We start from the raw sequence: 17,586 nt of genomic DNA, 5'->3' as shown, positions 1-17,586 counted from the left end.
GCCATTGCAGGCGGCCCGGACTGGGACAGTTTTAACGGCTACTCGAAGTAGAATGGGGCCCGTTGTCGACGTTTGCCGTTCAACTCATTCATGGTGGCCGCATCGTACAGTCGGCCACCTACCATGGTGTAGTGCACCTTGTCGGAGTCGCGGATGTTGGCCAGTGGGTCGCCGTCGATGACAATCAAGTCCGCCAGCTTGCCAGTTTCGATGCTGCCGATCTGTTGGTCCATGGCGAAGTGACGGGCCGGGTTGATGGTGGCGGTCTTCAGCGCCTCCAGGTTGCTCATTCCACCCTGGGCAAACATCCAGATCTCCCAGTGGGCACCCAGGCTTTCCCGTTGGCCGTGGGCGCCAATGTTGCTGCTGATACCCAGTTGCCTGAGTTCATTGGCCACTCGGGCCACGTTGAAGTGGTTGTAATGCTCGTCCGGTGCCGTGGTGCGACGCATCGCTCGTGGACGTAAGATCTCCTGAGGGACGAACTTGGACAGGCGAGGGTGTTTCCACACCTCGGTCTTGTCGTACCAATAGTTTTCTCCCCAGATTCCACCGTAGGCCACCACTAATGTTGGCGTGTAGCCAACCTCGGTCTGACTCCAGAACTGTTTAATGTCGTCATAGATACTGGCAGCTGGAAGGGCGTGTTCAATGCCGGTGTGGCCATCGGCAATCATGGTCAGATTGTGTTGCAGCAGGCTGCCTCCTTCTGGCACCACCATCATCTCCAACTCTCTGGCGGCAGCGATGATCTGCTGGCGCTGATTTCGCCTCGGTTGGTTGTAGCTCTTCACCGAGAACGCACCCACTTTTTTCAGCCTTTCCAGGTGGAATTTGGCGTCTTCGAGGCTGTCCACATGGGCGGTGTATCCGGGCCCGTTGGCGCCGTACAGTATGGTGCCGGTGGAGAAGATTCTCGGTCCGATAATGTCGCCGGATTTTTGCAGTTCACTGGCAGCAAAAATCTCGGTGGTGTCGTTGGAGGGGTCGTGAATGCTGGTCACGCCGAGCGCCAGGCTGGCGAAGTTAATGCGATTCTGCTCGGGGATGATCTCGTTGTTGCCCTGACTGCCGTGAGCATGGGCATCAAACAGGCCGGGCATCAGAGTTTTGCCCTCAATGTCGATGGTTCGGGTGCCGGCGGGAATACTGACCTGATCACGACTGCCGACTGCGGTGATGCGGTTGTCCTCGACGATGACCACACCGTCTTGAATGATGTGGTCGCCGTTCATGGTGATTACCTGGCCGCCAACAAAGGCGATGGTTTCACGTGGAACATAGGTGTCGGCTTGAAAGCCGATGTCGGTGACCGATGCCGGTTCGACCTCGGGCTGACTGGGGTCAAACAGCTGTTCAACATTGGCCTGGTACAACTCCGGTCCTAGTGACCAATACAGACCGGTGCTGGCCAGATTCCAGCTGAGGTTTTCTCCCGCTCGTTGTGATAACTGCTTGACCGGCAAGCCGCCGCCGTTGGGACCGATGTGCTGGGTCTCGCCGTGGCTGGCAAAGGGGGTCAGGAATACCTTGAAGCGTTCGGCGAACGCCAGTTTGTTTCCGTCGGGAGACACATGAAATTCGGTGGCGTGATCGGAAGTAAAATGAGTTCGACGGTCGAAACCATCCAGGTTAACACTGGCCAGAGCCGGTTTATCGTCGGCGCGGGTGGTCAGGAACAGTCGGTCATTACGGTGACCAAAGTGGGGCATGGTGCCCCAGTCGCTGATCATCAGCGGGGTGCCGCCCTCGGCGCTAACCCGGTAGATACCTGGAGCGTTGTCCCAGGTTGCCGGAGTAATGTAACCGCCGTTTACTTTGCGGTACACCACGGTGCGGCCGTCGGGACTGAAGGTGGGTTCGACGTATTTGCCCGGCAGGGTCGTCAGGGTGTTGACCTTGCCTCGCTTCAAATTGATTACCTTGATGGCGCCCTGTTGGTCATCCTGCCAACTGGCAAAGACCAGGTGTTTGCCATCGCGGGAGAATTGCGGGAACAATTCAAACCCATCCTTAGTGGTGGTAACGCGCTGCGGTTTGTCACCCTTTATCGGCCGTTGCCATAGCTTACCCAGAGCCTCAAACACCACGGTGTTGCCGTCGGGTGACACCTGAACCTGACGCAGCATTTTGACGTCAAATTGATCCGGATCCAGTTGCTGGCTGAAGCGCACCGCCGGCTGCACCTGTTTGTCGGTCGCCACATGAAATGGCACCACCTGTGAGACACCGGAATGCACGTTCAGTTTGTGAATCTGGCCGCCGGCCCAGAACAGCAGTTGTTGATTGTCCGGGGTCCAGGCCAAGGTTGGGTAGACCCCATGAATGGCCCAGGTCTCCTGCATGTCCCGATCCAGTCGGTCATAGATCTTGCGCTTTTGTCCTGATTGAAGGTCATACAGATACAGGCTGGTTTGAAAACCATCGCGGCTGATGTAGGCCAGGGTTTTGCCGTCTGGGCTGGGGGTCGGCCTGATGGCGCCGCCGGTGCCGCTGAGCAATACCTCGATGTCACCGCTGTGGCGGTCGTAGCGCTTGATCTTATAGATCCCCTGTACGGAATCTTTTGAGTAGTGGAACGTCTTGCCCGGAGTCGCATCCTGGGAAAAATACAGGTAACGACCGTCGGGAGAGAAGGCCGGCTCGCCGAGATCTTTCTGGTCGTTGGGGCGCTCGGTCAGCTGAATGCCGTCGCCACCCTGGACATGGTACATCCATACCTCGCCGGCGCCCAGGCTGCGCTGGGCGGTGTAGTGTTTCCGGCCCACCAGATACTGGCTGTCCGGACTCCAGGCCGGGCTGTTGAGCAGGCGGAAGTTTTCTGAGGAGACCGGACGCGGCTCGCTGCCATCGGCGTTCATAATCCAGATGTTATCGCCGCCATCCTGGTCGGAGGTAAAGGCGATGTAGTTGCCGTCTGGGCTGAACCTGGGCTGCATATGCCAGGCAATGCCTTGGATAAGCGGTGTTGCTTCGCCGCCGTCGATGGGCATCTGGTAGATATCGCCAAGTAAATCAAATACCAGGGTGGTGCCGTCCGGGCTGATGTCGACGTTCATCCAAGTGCCCTGAGTGACGTCGATGTTGATGGACTGCAGCGGCCCCTGGGGTTGATTGACGTTCCAGCTTGGGGCGTCGGTGGCCAAGAGTGGGCTACTCAGAAACAATCCGGCGGCCAGCAAACTGGCTCTGAGGGGGGATAAGGCTGACATTGGACTCCCTGTCGTTGTTCTCATTCTATGGAATTGCGATGAGTCTACTGAATGGGACGGATATTGAATACAGTCCTCCCTGAGGGGTGTCAGTGGCTTATGCTACTCAGGTTCCGGGTGGCGGTGGCCTGTTCGGTGGTTCGGCGGCGATACTGAATTTACGCGAGGAGAGATCAAAAAAGCCGCGATAAACGGCTTTTTTGCAACGGGGTGTGTGCGTCGGTGGTCAGCGCCCTTTCTGAATCAGGTACTGGTAGGGGGCGTTGTCCACCTGACTGGCCAGCAGGGTGTGATCCATAAAGCGACAAAAGCTTGGAATGTCGCGGGTGGTGGAGGGATCGTCAGCTGTAATCAGCAAGGTGTCGCCCTGTTCCATTTTTCGCACCGTTTTCCGCACCATCATCACCGGCTCCGGGCAACGCAGGCCGATGGCATCGAGGGTGTGGGTGGCATCGGTAAAGCTGTGTGACATCAGGGGAACCCATTTTGTAAAACTGGGCGAATATGATACGCCGCTGGGTCGGTGACGCAAGCCATGACGACGATTTGAACACGGTTTGACCTGCGCGATCACAAAAAAGGGAAGCCGAGGCTTCCCTTGTTGTGGCAGTTGATGAGCTGGTTATACCCGCTCAAATACCGTAGCGATGCCCTGACCCAGGCCAATGCACATGGTCGCCAGTCCCAACTCGACGTCGCGATGTTCCATCAAGTTGATCAGGGTGGTGGAGATACGGGCACCGGAGCAGCCAAGGGGGTGACCAAGGGCGATGGCTCCGCCATTGAGGTTGACCATCTCATCCATCTTATCCAACAGCCCCAGATCTTTGGCACACGGCAGGGACTGGGCAGCAAACGCCTCGTTCAGCTCGACCTGCTGAATGTCAGCCATGCTCAGGCCGGCACGTTTCAGCGCTTTGTGAGTGGCGGGTACCGGGCCGTAACCCATGATGGAGGGATCGCAGCCGGCGATGGCCATGGAGCGGATTCGGGCACGAATCGGTAACCCCAGAGCCTTGGCCTTATCTTCGCTCATCAACAGCATCGCGGACGCACCGTCAGACAGCGCCGACGAGGTGCCTGCGGTGACGGTGCCATTGACGGGATCAAACACCGGCCGTAGGCCACTCAGGCTGTCGACGGTGGTTTCGGGGCGAATGACTTCATCTTGAGTGACTCGAACCAAGGCACCATCGGCATCGTGGCCTTCGATGGCGACGATTTCGTTATTGAAGCGACCTTCGAGGGTCGCTTGGTGGGCTCGCTGGTGAGAGCGGGCACCAAATTCATCTTGAGCCTGGCGGCTGATGCCGTGCATCTTGCCCAGCATCTCGGCGGTCAGGCCCATCATGCCAGCGGCTTTGGCCACGTTGTTGGCCAGGCCTGGGTGGAAGTCGACCCCATGGTTCATGGGCACGTGACCCATGTGCTCGACCCCGCCGACGATAAAGATGTCGCCTTCGTCCAGCATGATGGCGCGTGACGCGTCGTGTATCGCCTGCATCGACGAGCCACACAGACGGTTAACGGTGACACCACCGACGGACTTGGGAAGGCCGGCCAGCAGGGCGGCGTTGCGGCCAATGTTGAAGCCTTGCTCCAGGGTTTGCTGGACACAGCCCCAGATCACGTCTTCTATCTCCTCCGGATCCACCTGGGGGTTGCGCAGCAACAGCTGTTTCATCAGTTGTGCTGATAGGGTCTCAGCACGAACGTTGCGGAATACCCCACCCTTGGAACGGCCCATGGGGGTGCGGATGCAATCTACGACTACCGCGTGTTTCATTGCCAATCTCCTTATTTCGCTGAATAGAAACGGTCGCCGTTGGCGGCCATCTCACGCAATTTGTCGGTAACCTGGTACATCTCGCCCAGGTGTGCAAAGCGGTCGGCCATGGCCACGTACTGCTTCAGTCCCAGGGTGTCCAGGTAGCGGAATACGCCGCCCTGGAACGGTGGGAAACCGATGCCGTACACCAACGCCATGTCCGCTTCCGCCGGAGTGGCAACGATGCCTTCTTCCAGGCAGCGTACGGTTTCGTTGATCATGGGAATCATGGTACGTGCGATGATCTCGTCGGCCTCGAACGGCTTGCTGTCTCCGTAGGCCTGTTTTAGTGCCGCCAGGGTAAATTCATCGACGCTCTTCTTCGGCTTGCCCTTACGGTCCGGAGCATATTGATAGAAGCCTTTGCCGTTCTTCTGACCATAACGCTCGGCTTCAAACAGGATGTCGACGGCGTCGCGGAAGGTTTTGCTCATGCGGGTCGGGAAGCCCTCAGCCATAACGGCAACCGCATGATGGGCGGTATCGATGCCAACCACGTCCAGTAGGTAGGCGGGGCCCATGGGCCAGCCAAACTGCTTGCTCATTACCTTGTCGACCTGCTGGAAGTCGGCACCATCACGTAGCAGCAGGTTAAAACCGAAGAAGTAGGGGAACAGCACTCGGTTAACAAAGAAGCCGGGGCAGTCGTTGACCACGATGGGGGTTTTTCCCATCTTGGCGGCGTAGGCGACCACGGTGGAGATGGTTTCTTCACTGCTGTGTTCGCCGCGAATGATCTCGACCAGAGGCATTCGATGAACTGGATTGAAGAAGTGCATACCGCAGAAGTTTTCTGGGCGTTTCAGGCTTTTTGCCAGTGCGTTGATGGAGATGGTGGAGGTGTTAGAGGTCAGGACCGCATCGTCACGCAGGGTCTGCTCGACTTCAGCCAGGACAATGGACTTCACCTTAGGATTTTCCACCACGGCCTCGACCACCACATCGGCATCTTTGATGGCGGTGTAGTCCAGAGACGGTACGATGTTGTTCAGCACCTTGGCCATGGCCGCGGGTTTCATCCGCCCGCGCTCAACCTGCTTTGCCAGCAGCTTGGCCGCTTCATTGAGGCCAAGATCCAGTGCCGGTTGGGCGATGTCCTTCATGACCGCAGGGATGCCCTTGCGTGCCGACTGGTAGGCGATGCCGCCTCCCATGATTCCGGCGCCGATCACCGCCGCATTCTTGAATTCACGGGCTTGCTTACCGGCCTTTTTCGCTTTGCCCTTAACGAATTGGTCATTGAGGAATATGCCGACTAAAGCCTGTGCCACATCGCTTTTCGCCAGCTTGATGAATGCGGCGGCTTCGGCGTTAAGGGCCTCGGTGCGGCCACAACCTGCGGCGGTTTCCAGCAGGCGGACGGCGGCGTGGGGAGCCGGGTAATGGGGACCGGCCTTCATTGCCACCATGCCTTTGGCGGTATTGAATGACATGGCCGCTTCAATCTGGGACAGGTTCAAAGGGCTCAGTTTGCGTTGACGACGGGCTTGCCAATCGATCTCTTTGGTGATGGCTTGCTTCAGCATCTTGGTGGCCGCGTCCATCAGTTTGCCGTCGGCAGCAACCGCATCCAGGGCACCTACGGCTAGGGCGGCATCAGCCCGGTTTTCCTGGCCGGTAGTGATCCACTCCATGGCGTTATCGGCGCCAATGACCCGAGGCAGGCGCACGGTGCCACCGAAGCCGGGAATGATTCCCAGTTTGGTTTCCGGCAGACCGATGCGAGCAGTGGTGTCGCCGACACGCAGGTCACAGGCAAGAATGGCTTCGCAGCCGCCACCCAGGGCATAGCCCCGTACGGCGGCGATGGTGGGAACAGGCAGGTCTTCCAGCTTATTGAAGATGGCGTTGGCTTCCACCACCCAGTTATTCAGGGTTTGTTCCGGCTCGGCGAACAGGCCCAGAAATTCGGTGATGTCAGCGCCAACGATGAAGGCATCTTTACCACTGCTGACTACGACCCCTTTGAGGTCGTTTTCCTGGGCCAGGGCGGTCAGCGCCTGGTCGAAATCGTTCAGAGTGGATTGGTCAAACTTGTTGACTGAACCGGCCGAGTCAAAGCACAGGTTGGCGATACCGGGTTCCAGCCAGCTGACCACGATGGAGCTGCTTTGAAAAATCATGCTTGGTTTCCTTTTTACCGCGAGGGGTCACGTCCAATTAGTGACCGATTACTCAAAGTGTGTCCTGCGTCACAATAAATTGCAACACCTATTTAAAACACCTGTTTAACATCGGCTGAATGAGCGAGGGATTGTCGGCAAGGGGACTGTGTTACACTGGCGCCCTATTCGACACCGGTAAATAAGAAGAGATGGTCATGGAACGTTTAGCGCCACTTTATCAGGCTCACATTGCAGAGTTGTCCCGTCGCAGTGACACCATACTGGCCCAGCAGGGGCTGGATGGCATGGTGATTCATTCGGGACAACCGCTGCGGATCTTCCTCGATGATATGGACTACCCGTTTAAGCCGAATCCTCACTTTAAACACTGGCTGCCGGTCACCGATAATCCACACTGCGTTTTATTGATCCGTCCCGGTCAAAAACCGACGCTGCTGTTTTATCGTCCGGTGGACTTCTGGCACAAAGTGCCGCCGTTGCCGACTGAATTTTGGACCGAGTTTGTCGATTTGCAGGTCATTGAGAAGCCTGAGCAGGCAAGAGTGCTGCTGCCAGCCTCATTGGCTAATTTTGCCTACATTGGTGAACACCCTGAATTGGCCTCAGAGTGGGGACTGACGCAGATAAACCCTAAGCCGGTGATGGATTACCTGCATTATCACCGTGCCTATAAGACCGATTATGAACTGGCGTGCATGCGCATCGCCAGCGAAGTGGCGGTCTGTGGTCATGAAGCGGCAAGGGATGCCTTTTTTGGTCAGAAGAGTGAATTTGACATCCAGTTGGCCTACCTCAGTGCCACCCAGCACGGTGAGAATGATGTGCCTTATGGCAACATTGTGGCCCTCAATGAAAACAGCGCCATTTTGCACTACACCAAGTTGCAGAAGACCGCCCCCGAGAAAATGCGCAGTTTCCTTCTTGATGCCGGAGCCAGCTTTCACGGTTATGCCTCGGACATCACTCGGACCTATGCGTTTGACTCGCAGTCGAAGTTTGCCGAGTTGGTGGCAGCCATGGACGCCCATCAGCAAGCCTTGATCGCCACCATGACTCCGGGAATGCGTTACACCGATCTGCACTTGGCGATGCATCAACGGGTGGCTCAGATGCTGCGTCAGTTTGATTTGGCGGCCGGATCCGACGAGGCATTAATTGCCAACGGAGTGACGGCGGCGTTCTTCCCCCATGGCCTGGGTCATCAAATCGGTCTTCAGGTTCACGATGTCGGCGGTTTTATGCAGGACCCGCAGGGTACTCATCTGGCCGCGCCTGAAGCGCACCCGGCACTGCGTTGCACCCGGGTGATTGAGCCGGGAATGGTGGTGACCATCGAACCGGGTTTGTACATCATTGACACCCTGCTGAATGGCCTGAAGGACGAAGCAAGCTCGATGCTGAACCGGGCGGGCATTGATGCCTTGCGGCCTTACGGTGGTGTGCGCATCGAGGATGACGTTGTAATTCATGCGGACAGAATCGAAAATCTGACCCGGGATCTTGGTCTGGCCTGATGTCTGGCAGTTTTCTCGTACCCAGTGGCCACTACGAAGTCGAAGAAGTGGTTAAACGCAGCCGCTTTATCACCTGGGTGGCCCCGGTGACTGAGGGCAAGCAGGCGCGGGCGTTGCAGCAACGGGCTCGCCAGCTACACCCGGAAGCCAGTCATCACTGCCTGGCGTTTAACGCCGGTCCACCCGGTGATACTCGGGACATTGGTGCCAGTGACGATGGCGAGCCGGCAGGATCGGCGGGCCGTCCGATGCTCAACGTGGTGTTGGGGGCGGACGTTGGTCAGTTGGCAGTGGTGGTGATTCGCTATTTTGGCGGCACTAAACTTGGGGTTGGCGGGTTAGTACGCGCTTACTCCGGTGGCGTAAAGCTGGCGCTGGAAACCCTGCCTACCGAACCCTTTGTGCCTTTGATTGAGGGGGCGATTCAGGTCAGTTACGCCGATCAGCCGAACCTGGAGCACTGGTTGTCGCAGTTTGATGGCAAAATAGTTTCCCAGTCCTTTGAACAACAAGTAAGTTATAGGCTGGCTTTGCCGTTGGAACATAAACACAACTTCACTCTGCAATTGGCTCAAAGCAGTCAGGGACGGTTGCAGGTAGAGTGGGATTAAATGCAGTACGCCAACAATAGAAATCAAAAACTCTGATGCAATATCGTTCGATTGTTCGCATTATCGGCTTGCTGGTGATGCTGTTTAGCCTCACCATGGTGCCTCCGGCATTGATTGCCGTGATCTACAAGGACGGTGAAGGGTCGACCTTTATGCAGGCGCTGGTGATCAGTTTGATCATCGGCTTGCTGGCTTGGTACCCCAACCGCCACACCAAAGAGGAATTAAAAGCCCGGGAAGGGTTTCTGATCGTGGTGTTATTCTGGACGGTTCTGGGATCCATTGGTGCCATTCCTTTCCTGCTCTCTTCCGAACCGGCGCTGTCGACCAGCGATGCCTTCTTCGAGTCGTTCTCTGCCTTGACCACCACAGGTGCGACGGTGATCACTGGTCTGGATCACCTGCCCAAAGCGGTGTTGTTTTATCGACACCTGCTGCAATGGCTAGGGGGAATGGGGATCATTGTTCTGGCCGTGGCCGTCCTGCCGATGCTGGGCATCGGCGGCATGCAGTTGTATCGCTGCGAGACTCCCGGGCCGGTGAAAGACAACAAGATGACGCCGCGGATTGCTGAAACGGCCAAGGCGCTGTGGTACATCTATCTGGCGCTGACTATTGCTTGTGCCAGTGCCTACTGGCTGGCGGGCATGAGTACCTTTGATGCCATTGGCCATGCTTTTTCCACCGTCTCCATTGGTGGCTTTTCCAGTTACGACGAGTCCATGGGGGCGTTCAACAGCCAGTTGATCAACACCATCTGTGTGGTGTTCTTGTTGATTGCCGGCGTCAACTTCAGTCTGCATTTTGGCGCCTTTAGCCGTCGGGGACTGAATCTTCGTAACTACTGGCGCGATGCCGAAGTTCGAGTGTTTCTGCTGTTTCAGTTGTCACTGACCCTGCTGTGTTTCCTGGTGTTGCTGGACAGTGGCATCTATGACTCGCCGGAGTCGACACTGGATTACGCCCTGTTTCAGGCGGTGTCGATCTCTACCACCGCCGGCTTTGGTACCCACAGTTTTTCCGAGTGGCCGTTGTTCTTGCCGGTGCTGCTGATCCTGTCCAGTTTTGTCGGTGGCTGTGCCGGTTCCACCGGGGGCGGCATGAAGGTGGTGCGTTTTGTGTTGCTGTTGCTGCAGGGGGGGCGAGAGTTGAAGCGGTTGGTTCACCCTCGAGCCATGTTCTCCATTCGCCTCAATAACAAGGCGGTGCCGGATCGGGTCATCGATGCGGTGTGGGGATTCTTTGCCGCCTACGCCCTGGTGTTTGCCTTGTGTCTGGTGGCGCTGCTGGCCACCGGCATGGATGACATCTCGGCCTTCAGTGCCACCGCGGCGTGCTTGAATAACCTGGGGCCCGGGTTGGGCCAGGTCGCGTCCCATTATGGTGACATCGGTGATGTTTCCAAGTGGATCCTGATATTGGCGATGCTGTTTGGCCGCCTCGAGATTTTTACCCTGTTGGTGCTGTTTACACCGGCGTTCTGGAAGAGTTGAGGACAAGACTGTGAGACGGATAGTGGTACTGTACTCCACCGTAGATGGGCAAACCCGGAAAATCGCCCAGCGATTGCAGGCCAGACTGCAGGCAACGGAAAATCAGGTTCAGGTGGCCGACATCGAGACTCCGAACCTGGATCTGAACAGTTTCGATACCGTGGTCATTGGTGCCAGTATCCGTTATGGCAAGTACCGGCCGGCGGTGATCGAGTTTGTGGAGCAACATCAGGGCTTGCTGAATCGCAAGCGCAGCGCGTTTTTTTCGGTGAACCTGGTCGCCAGGAAGCCGCTTAAGAACACCGCCGATACCAATATGTACGTGGCCAAATTCCTTAAGCAGGTTAGCTGGAAGCCTCAGTTGCTGGATGTGTTTGCCGGCGCCATAAACTACCCGTCGTTAACCTTCTGGGACCGGAATATCATCCGTTTTATTATGTGGATGACCAAGGGGCCGACGGCAGCGGATACGGTGATGGAATACACGGACTGGGGGCGTGTTGAAGCCTTCGCCGATCGATTGAGCAGCGAATAGAGAGTCACTAGGGCTTCCTGCCCGGTTGGATGGGGTTACTGACCTTTGCCGCAGTACAGATCGTACAGCAGGTTAATGACGGCTTCGACTTCCGGGCTGTCCAGTTGATACCAAACCTGTTGCGCCTCTTTGCGGGTCGTGACCAGGCCTTCGTTGCGCAGTACCGCCAGATGCTGAGACAGTGCCGACTGGCTCAGTGGAACCTGTTCATTCAGTTCGCCCACGGTTAACTCCTGCTTGCCAATCAGGCACAACAGCATCAACCGATGTGGGTTGGCGATGGTCTTTAGCAATTTCGACGCTTGTTGAGCATTCCCTGTCATGGTTTCCAAGTCGATTGTGAGTGCCATAGTGTTCCTCAGAGTTTAGCAATAACTAATATTAAGCCCATTGCGTCGTTTTGTTAAGCGGTGCGAGATCTCGATTCTGAAGTAATCTGACTATTTTGCTAGTAAAAATGTGATCTTTTGCCATACCTAACGGCATGAATTGCCCCATATTATGATGCGATACTGAAATTTCTGGAGGTTTTGTGAAACGCTTACTTGTTCTGTATATGAGTCGAGGGGGCCATACCGCCCGAGTGGCGCGGGTGATCATGGAATCCGTGCGGGCCGAAGGCCACGAGTGCGACATGATGGACATCAACGAAGCGGTTCATGAATCGGTTGATTGGGACCGCTACGACGCCATTGCCTTGGGAGCACCGGTGTTGTACGGCACCTATGACAAAGGCTTCTTTAAGTTCATTGATGACCACGCCATGCAGATTGAGGCCAAGCCCAACAGTTTCTTTAACCTGTCGGTGGTGGCGCGCACACCGGAGAAAGCCACGGTCGAAGGCAATCGCTATATGCAGAAGTTCCTGGAGCTGTCTCCGTGGAAGCCCAAAGACATGAAGGTGATTGCCGGTAAGGTCAATTACCCGGCCTGGGGCTGGCTGGATACGCTGGCGATCCAGATGATCATGAAGATGACCAACGGCCCAACGGATAAGAACGCGGTTATCGATTACACCGACTGGGAAGATGTGAAGGCCTATGGCCGTCACCTGATCACCCTGGCGCAGTAAGCGTGTTGGAGAATTGACCTCGGGTGATGCGGCGCCGGTGAATAGCGACGCCCAATAGTCACCCGAGGCTAGTTGATCCTAGTAGCGCCAGAAGGTCGGCAGGAGCAGCACCGCCACGGTAATGATCTCCAGTCGGCCCAGTAACATACCCAGGCTGAGTGCCCACTTGGCCGCGTCCGGCAGGCTGGCAAAGTTCCCCGCCGGGCCGATCACTTCGCCCAGTCCCGGCCCCACATTGGTAACTGCGGTTACCGCGCCGGTGAGACTGGAGACCGGATCCACGCCCACCAAGACCAAAAACAGTGCCAGCACTACGATGGTGGCGATAAACAGCATGCTGAAACTCACCAGAGAGCGGACGATGTCCTCGCTGATAGTGCGGCGGTTGTAGCGTTGCGGAAACAGGGCCGATGGGTGAATCTGTTGCCGCAGTGCCTTGTGCAGCACGGCGCCGGCGAGTTGAAAGCGGAATATTTTAATGGCACCAGACGTCGATCCGGAACAGGCTCCTACGAACATCAGGAAAAAGAAGATGATGCTGGCGGCGGGACCCCAGGCGCTGTAATCGGTGGAGGCAAAGCCGGTGGTGGTTACCACCGAGATCAGGTTGAAGGTGGCCAGGGTCAGTGCCGGAAAGAACTCCATCTGCTGTTGGTGGCTCAGCCACCAGCCCAGCAGCAGCGAGGCACAGATGACAAAGGCCAGGTAGCCTTTTACTTGCTGGTCATTCCAGACCTTCACCGAGCGCATGTGCACCATCTGCACAAAAATCAGCATCGGCAGGCCGCCGAGAAACATAAACAGGCTGCCATTCCAGTGGGCCAGGGTACTGAAGTGAGTCATTGAGCTGTCGGTGGTGGAGTAGCCGCCGGTGGACAGGGTGGTCATGGCGTGATTGATGGCTTCAAACGGCGTCATGCCCGCAGCCAAATAACCCAGGCAACACAGGGCTGTTAGTAGCAGGTAGACCTTAACCAGACCGCGGCCGATAAGCTGGGTGCGCGGCATCCATTTATCGGACCAGTCTGAGGATTCGGTTCTGAACAGGCGCATGCCACCGACGTTGAGCATCGGAAAGATCGCAACTCCCATGACGATGAAGCCGATGCCGCCAAGCCACTGCAGCAGCGACCGCCAGATCAAGATCGACCAGGCGGTGTCATCCAGCCCAGACAGTACCGTTGAACCCGTGGTGGTGATGCCGGACATGGTTTCAAAGAAGGCATCGGTATAGCTGATGTGGTGATAGAAGGTAAACGGCAGTGCCGCAAACAGGGACACCACCACCCAGGTCAGGGTGGTAAACAGATACAGATCCCGGGTGCTCAGGGTCAGTTGGCTGCGAAAGCCGGTGCTCGCCGCCATCATGGCGGCGATAAAGGTGATCATTGATGACTTGAAAAATTCTCCGGCCAGTCCTTCGGCGTGGTACAGGGAGACGCCTGCCGGAATCAGCATCAATCCGGCGACCACCGCCAGAAATAGCCCCAGCAGGAAAGAGAGTGGCCTGATATTAATCATGATGGTAACTGGGGCTAGATGAACAGCGCACTGGGCTGAAACAGCTTTTCGACCTCGGTGATGTACTTCTTGTCCACCAGGAACATGATCACGTGGTCGTCGGCTTCAATAACGGTACGGTCGTGGGCAATCAATACCTGATCTTTGCGCACCACGGCGCCAATGGTGGTCCCCGGGGGCAGGCGAATGTCCTGAATCTGTTTGCCCACCACCTTAGAGGTGGCTTCATCGCCATGAGCGACCGCCTCAATGGCTTCGGTGGCGCCGTCCCGCAGCGAGTACACGTTGGTGATGTCGCCCTGGCGGACGTGGGTCAGCAATGACGAGATGGTGGCCTGCTGAGGTGAGATGGCGATGTCGATGTTGGCGTCTTTGACCAGGTCGACGTACGCCTCGCGCTGAATCAGCACCATCACCTTCTTGGCACCCAAGCGCTTGGCCAGCAGTGCCGACATGATGTTGGCTTCGTCGTCGTTGGTGACCGCGATAAACACGTCGGTCTGGTTGATCTGCTCTTCATTGAGCAGCTCCTGATCCGAAGCGTCGCCGTGGAACACCGTGGTGGAGTCCAGCCACTCGGACAGGGCTGCCGCCCGCTGAGGATTGCGCTCGATAAGCTTAACGTCGTGGTAGGGTTCCAGCGCTTTGGCCAGACCAAAACCGATGTTGCCGCCGCCGGCGATCATGATATGGCGGTAGCTGGACTCCAACTCCTGCATCTCACTCATCACCGCTCGAATGTGCTTGGAGTCAGCGACGAAGAATACCTCGTCGTCCGCCTCGATCACCGTGGTGCCCCGGGGCAGTATCGGCCGCCCCTGGCGGAAGATGGCGGCGACCCGAGTATCGATATTGGGCATGTGTTCCCGCAATGCCGACAGGGCGTTGCCGACCAGAGGTCCACCGTAATAGGCTTTCACTGCCACCAGGCTGACTCGACCTTCGGCAAATTCCACCACCTTGAGGGCGCCGGGGTACTCGATCAGGCGTCGAATATAGTGGGTAACCAGTTGCTCAGGGGCGATCAACTCATCGATGAAGAACCGACCGCGGCAGTCGTTATTGTGACCACCACTTTGGAACAGCACGTCCTGACGGGCCATAAACTGCTCGGAACGAATACGGGCAATTTTGGTGGGGGTGCCATACAGAGTGTACGCCAGATGGCAGGCCACCATGTTGGTTTCATCGGAGTTGGTGACCGCAATCAGCATATCGGCATCTTCGGCCCCGGCCTCCTGCAACACCCCTGGATGGGCCGCGTGGCCATGGACAACCCGCAGGTCATACTTGTCCTGCAGGCTGCGCAGAGTGTCCTGATGATTGTCGACAATGGTGATGTCGTTATTTTCGCCGACCAGGTTTTCCGCCAGCGTGCCGCCGACCTGGCCGGCTCCAAGAATGATGATTTTCATCGCAACTTATTGTTTTTTCTTCAACCTGGCGTAGTAAAAGCCGTCGCCGCCTTCCACTTGAGGCAGTAACTGCCAGCCCGGTTTTTCCTGTGAGTCGTCCGGATTGATGCTAAGCAGCATAGCATCCGGTACCTGTTGAAGAAATGTCTTGATCTGGTTCACATTTTCTTCGGGAAGTATCGAGCAGGTGGCGTACACCAGAGTGCCCCCAGGTTTCAGCATTCGCCAGTTGGCATGCAGAATGCGCTGTTGCAGCTGCGCCAGAGCGTCGATGTCGTCATTGCGGCGCAGCCACTTGCTGTCCGGATTACGGCGAATCACACCGGTGGCGGAGCAGGGTGCATCCAGCAGTATGCGATCAAAGGGGATGCCGTCCCACCAGGCTTGTGGATCGGCGGCATCGCCAGCCACCAGTTGCGCCTGCTGGCCGAGGCGATCCAGGTTTTGCTGGACTCGGGCCAGGCGACGGTCGTCGATGTCCAATGCCACCAGGTGCTGCAGCTCGGGCTGCTGCTCCTGCAGGTGGCAGGTTTTTCCTCCCGGGGCCGCGCAGGCATCCAGAATGCGTTCTCCGGGCTGCGGATCCAACAGGTACGCTGCCCACTGAGCCGATTGATCCTGTACCGACAGGCCCCCTTCGGCAAAGCCGGGAAGCTTGGTGACGTCGGTGGCCTTGAGCAGACGCAGGGCATTGTCACTGTCACCGGCAACGGCGTCGATGCCTTGCTCCGCCAGTTGAGCCAGGTAGGTCTCCCGGCTTTGGTGGCGGACGCTATTGCGCAACCAGAGTGGCGGATGCTGGTTGTTGGCGTGCAGAATCTGTTGCCATTGATCCGGGTAGGCGGCCTTAACCCGTTCGATGAACCAACGGGAGTGCAGGTGTGTGCGGGCATCGTCGTCAAACTGCGCCGCCAGCAGGCTGTCCAGCTCGCGACAGCAGCGGCGCATGATGCCGTTCACCAGGCCGGACATGCCTGAGGCTTTTAGTTGGCGGGTGGCCTCGACGGTTTCGGTCACGGCCGCATGTTGCTTAACCCGCATGTGCTTGAGCTGGTACAAGCCGGCCAGCAGCAGGCAGTGAATGATGCGCTTCTTGCCCTTCAGGGGTTTTTCTAGGCAGTCGAGCACCTGGCTGTCGAGTACCGGCAGTTGGCGCATGACGCCATAGCAGATCTCCGCCAGCAGACCTTTGTCCTTGGGATTGCTTAGTTGGCTCTGGGCTTGAGGCAGGCAGGTAGCCAGCGATTGGCCCTTATCGATGACCTGCTCGATGACCCAGGCGGCCTGGGCGCGGACATTGCGTTTACTCATTGCAGTTGTGACCCTGTATCGAACCACTCTTTGCGGGCGTTCAACACCTCGGTGGCAGACATCGCCTTCTTACCCGGGATTTGAATGGTGTCCAGTTTCAGCGCCTGGTCGCCACAGGCGATAATCAGTCCCTGCTTGTCGGCTTGCAGTACGGTGCCGGGAGCGGCGTCGCCTTCGTAACGACTCACCGAGGATTGCCAAAGCTTAATACTGTGTCCGGCGGCTTCAAAGTGGCTGATTGGCCAAGGGTTAAAGGCGCGAACGCAGCGCTCAATAAACTCAGCAGGTTGGCTCCAGTCGATGCGAGCTTCCTCTTTGGACAGCTTGTCGGCGTAGTTGGCCTGGGTGTCGTCCTGAACTTCGGCGCTGGCGTTGCCGGTGGCAATGTTCTCCAGTGCCTGCAGTAGCCCCTGAGGGCCCAGTTCGGCCAGTTTGTCATACAGACGGGCAGACGTGTCATCGGCGTCGATGGCCAGCTCTACCTTGTGCAGCATGGCGCCGGTGTCCAGGCCTTCATCCATCTGCATGATGGTGACACCCGTGCGTTGGTCGCCGGCCCAGATGGCGCGCTGAATCGGAGCCGCCCCCCGCCAGCGCGGCAGCAGGCTGCCGTGGACATTGATGCAGCCCAGCCTTGGGGTGTCCAGCACCACTTTAGGCAGGATCAGGCCGTAGGCGACCACCACCATGATGTCGAAATCCAGCTCAGCCAGTTGCTGTTGTGCCTCTGGTTGGCGCAGAGATTTCGGCTGCAAAACCGGAATGTCATGACTCTGGGCCAGGGTTTTTACCGGGCTGGCGGTGAGCTTTTTGCCGCGGCCTGCCGGGCGATCCGGCTGAGAATAGACGGCCACCAGTTGATGGTGACTGTCAATCAGGGCCTGCAGATGGCGAGCGGCAAAATCCGGAGTACCGGCAAAAACAATTTTTAATGGGGTCAAGGCCTTC

14 protein-coding genes are annotated in these 17,586 nt (G+C 57.3%); 5 read left to right on the top strand and 9 right to left on the bottom strand.

Annotated elements, in window-relative coordinates; genetic code table 11:
- Positions 1 to 38: 38 nt before the first annotated feature.
- From J8Z22_RS22085 to fadB, 4 genes are all read right to left on the bottom strand, one after another.
- Positions 39 to 3,212 carry an amidohydrolase family protein gene (locus tag J8Z22_RS22085; RefSeq protein WP_252008227.1) on the bottom strand — a complete coding sequence of 1,058 codons (3,174 nt, stop codon included), beginning with the start codon at positions 3,210 to 3,212 and terminating at the stop codon, positions 39 to 41.
- 226 nt (positions 3,213 to 3,438) lie between these two features.
- On the bottom strand, positions 3,439 to 3,684 hold the full coding sequence (gene tusA, locus J8Z22_RS22080; protein WP_028113183.1) for a sulfurtransferase TusA: 246 nt from the start codon (positions 3,682 to 3,684) through the stop codon (positions 3,439 to 3,441).
- A gap of 150 nt (positions 3,685 to 3,834) precedes the next feature.
- Complete coding sequence (fadA, locus tag J8Z22_RS22075) at positions 3,835 to 4,998, bottom strand: acetyl-CoA C-acyltransferase FadA (protein ID WP_028113182.1); 1,164 nt, start codon at positions 4,996 to 4,998, stop codon at positions 3,835 to 3,837.
- An 11-nt stretch (positions 4,999 to 5,009) separates the two neighbouring features.
- Positions 5,010 to 7,163: a fatty acid oxidation complex subunit alpha FadB gene (fadB, locus tag J8Z22_RS22070; protein WP_252008225.1), complete on the bottom strand. Its 2,154-nt coding sequence runs from the start codon at positions 7,161 to 7,163 to the stop codon at positions 5,010 to 5,012.
- A 197-nt stretch (positions 7,164 to 7,360) separates the two neighbouring features.
- On the opposite strand from fadB, the gene pepQ reads away from it, so the two are divergent.
- Genes pepQ through hemG (J8Z22_RS22050) form a run of 4 tightly spaced genes read left to right on the top strand, consistent with a single transcriptional unit; the run spans position 7,361 to position 11,319 of the window.
- Positions 7,361 to 8,680: a Xaa-Pro dipeptidase gene (pepQ, locus tag J8Z22_RS22065; protein ID WP_252008223.1), complete on the top strand. Its 1,320-nt coding sequence runs from the start codon at positions 7,361 to 7,363 to the stop codon at positions 8,678 to 8,680.
- Positions 8,680 to 9,291, top strand: coding sequence for a YigZ family protein (locus J8Z22_RS22060; RefSeq protein WP_028113179.1), 612 nt, complete (start codon positions 8,680 to 8,682; stop codon positions 9,289 to 9,291). Before pepQ ends, J8Z22_RS22060 begins: the two co-directional genes overlap by 1 nt.
- Positions 9,292 to 9,326: 35 nt before the next feature.
- Positions 9,327 to 10,784 (top strand): TrkH family potassium uptake protein, encoded by a 1,458-nt coding sequence (locus tag J8Z22_RS22055; RefSeq protein WP_028113178.1) that lies wholly within the window; start codon positions 9,327 to 9,329, stop codon positions 10,782 to 10,784.
- A 10-nt stretch (positions 10,785 to 10,794) separates the two neighbouring features.
- A complete protein-coding gene (hemG, locus tag J8Z22_RS22050) occupies positions 10,795 to 11,319 on the top strand; it encodes a menaquinone-dependent protoporphyrinogen IX dehydrogenase (RefSeq protein ID WP_028113177.1) in 525 nt (174 codons plus the stop codon).
- 35 nt (positions 11,320 to 11,354) lie between these two features.
- Here hemG (J8Z22_RS22050) and J8Z22_RS22045 read toward each other — a convergent pair whose 3' ends face one another.
- Positions 11,355 to 11,669 (bottom strand): helix-turn-helix transcriptional regulator, encoded by a 315-nt coding sequence (locus J8Z22_RS22045; RefSeq protein ID WP_028113176.1) that lies wholly within the window; start codon positions 11,667 to 11,669, stop codon positions 11,355 to 11,357.
- 182 nt (positions 11,670 to 11,851) lie between these two features.
- Between J8Z22_RS22045 and hemG (J8Z22_RS22040) the strand changes: the two genes are divergently transcribed.
- A complete protein-coding gene (gene hemG, locus J8Z22_RS22040; protein WP_028113175.1) occupies positions 11,852 to 12,391 on the top strand; it encodes a menaquinone-dependent protoporphyrinogen IX dehydrogenase in 540 nt (179 codons plus the stop codon).
- A gap of 78 nt (positions 12,392 to 12,469) precedes the next feature.
- Here hemG (J8Z22_RS22040) and J8Z22_RS22035 read toward each other — a convergent pair whose 3' ends face one another.
- From J8Z22_RS22035 to fmt, 4 genes are read right to left on the bottom strand one after another with little or no spacing between them, the layout of a single operon-like run.
- The gene (locus J8Z22_RS22035; protein WP_252008221.1) at positions 12,470 to 13,912 is read right to left on the bottom strand and encodes a TrkH family potassium uptake protein; all 1,443 of its coding nucleotides are present in this window, start codon (positions 13,910 to 13,912) and stop codon (positions 12,470 to 12,472) included.
- Between the two features lie 14 nt (positions 13,913 to 13,926).
- A complete protein-coding gene (trkA, locus tag J8Z22_RS22030) occupies positions 13,927 to 15,327 on the bottom strand; it encodes a Trk system potassium transporter TrkA (RefSeq protein WP_028113173.1) in 1,401 nt (466 codons plus the stop codon).
- 6 nt (positions 15,328 to 15,333) lie between these two features.
- Positions 15,334 to 16,638, bottom strand: a complete 1,305-nt coding sequence (rsmB, locus tag J8Z22_RS22025) for a 16S rRNA (cytosine(967)-C(5))-methyltransferase RsmB (RefSeq protein WP_252008219.1) — start codon at positions 16,636 to 16,638, stop codon at positions 15,334 to 15,336.
- Positions 16,635 to 17,579, bottom strand: coding sequence for a methionyl-tRNA formyltransferase (fmt, locus tag J8Z22_RS22020; protein ID WP_252008217.1), 945 nt, complete (start codon positions 17,577 to 17,579; stop codon positions 16,635 to 16,637). Before fmt ends, rsmB begins: the two co-directional genes overlap by 4 nt.
- Positions 17,580 to 17,586 lie beyond the last annotated feature (7 nt).

Origin of the sequence: Ferrimonas sp. SCSIO 43195, assembly GCF_023716685.1 — a bacterium.
Classification (GTDB): Bacteria; Pseudomonadota; Gammaproteobacteria; order Enterobacterales; family Shewanellaceae; genus Ferrimonas; species Ferrimonas kyonanensis.
This window is presented reverse-complemented; position numbering and strand designations above follow the sequence as displayed.

What these genes read in the sequence shown, in the direction of transcription:
- fadA (WP_028113182.1), bottom strand. Translation starts at nt 4,998, where the DNA reads ATGAAACACGCGGTAGTCGTAGATTGCATCCGCACCCCCATGGGCCGT.
- J8Z22_RS22035 (WP_252008221.1), bottom strand. Translation starts at nt 13,912, where the DNA reads ATGATTAATATCAGGCCACTCTCTTTCCTGCTGGGGCTATTTCTGGCG.
- J8Z22_RS22085 (WP_252008227.1), bottom strand. Translation starts at nt 3,212, where the DNA reads ATGTCAGCCTTATCCCCCCTCAGAGCCAGTTTGCTGGCCGCCGGATTG.
- pepQ (WP_252008223.1), top strand. Translation starts at nt 7,361, where the DNA reads ATGGAACGTTTAGCGCCACTTTATCAGGCTCACATTGCAGAGTTGTCC.
- J8Z22_RS22060 (WP_028113179.1), top strand. Translation starts at nt 8,680, where the DNA reads ATGTCTGGCAGTTTTCTCGTACCCAGTGGCCACTACGAAGTCGAAGAA.
- J8Z22_RS22055 (WP_028113178.1), top strand. Translation starts at nt 9,327, where the DNA reads ATGCAATATCGTTCGATTGTTCGCATTATCGGCTTGCTGGTGATGCTG.
- fadB (WP_252008225.1), bottom strand. Translation starts at nt 7,163, where the DNA reads ATGATTTTTCAAAGCAGCTCCATCGTGGTCAGCTGGCTGGAACCCGGT.
- tusA (WP_028113183.1), bottom strand. Translation starts at nt 3,684, where the DNA reads ATGTCACACAGCTTTACCGATGCCACCCACACCCTCGATGCCATCGGC.
- trkA (WP_028113173.1), bottom strand. Translation starts at nt 15,327, where the DNA reads ATGAAAATCATCATTCTTGGAGCCGGCCAGGTCGGCGGCACGCTGGCG.
- J8Z22_RS22045 (WP_028113176.1), bottom strand. Translation starts at nt 11,669, where the DNA reads ATGGCACTCACAATCGACTTGGAAACCATGACAGGGAATGCTCAACAA.
- rsmB (WP_252008219.1), bottom strand. Translation starts at nt 16,638, where the DNA reads ATGAGTAAACGCAATGTCCGCGCCCAGGCCGCCTGGGTCATCGAGCAG.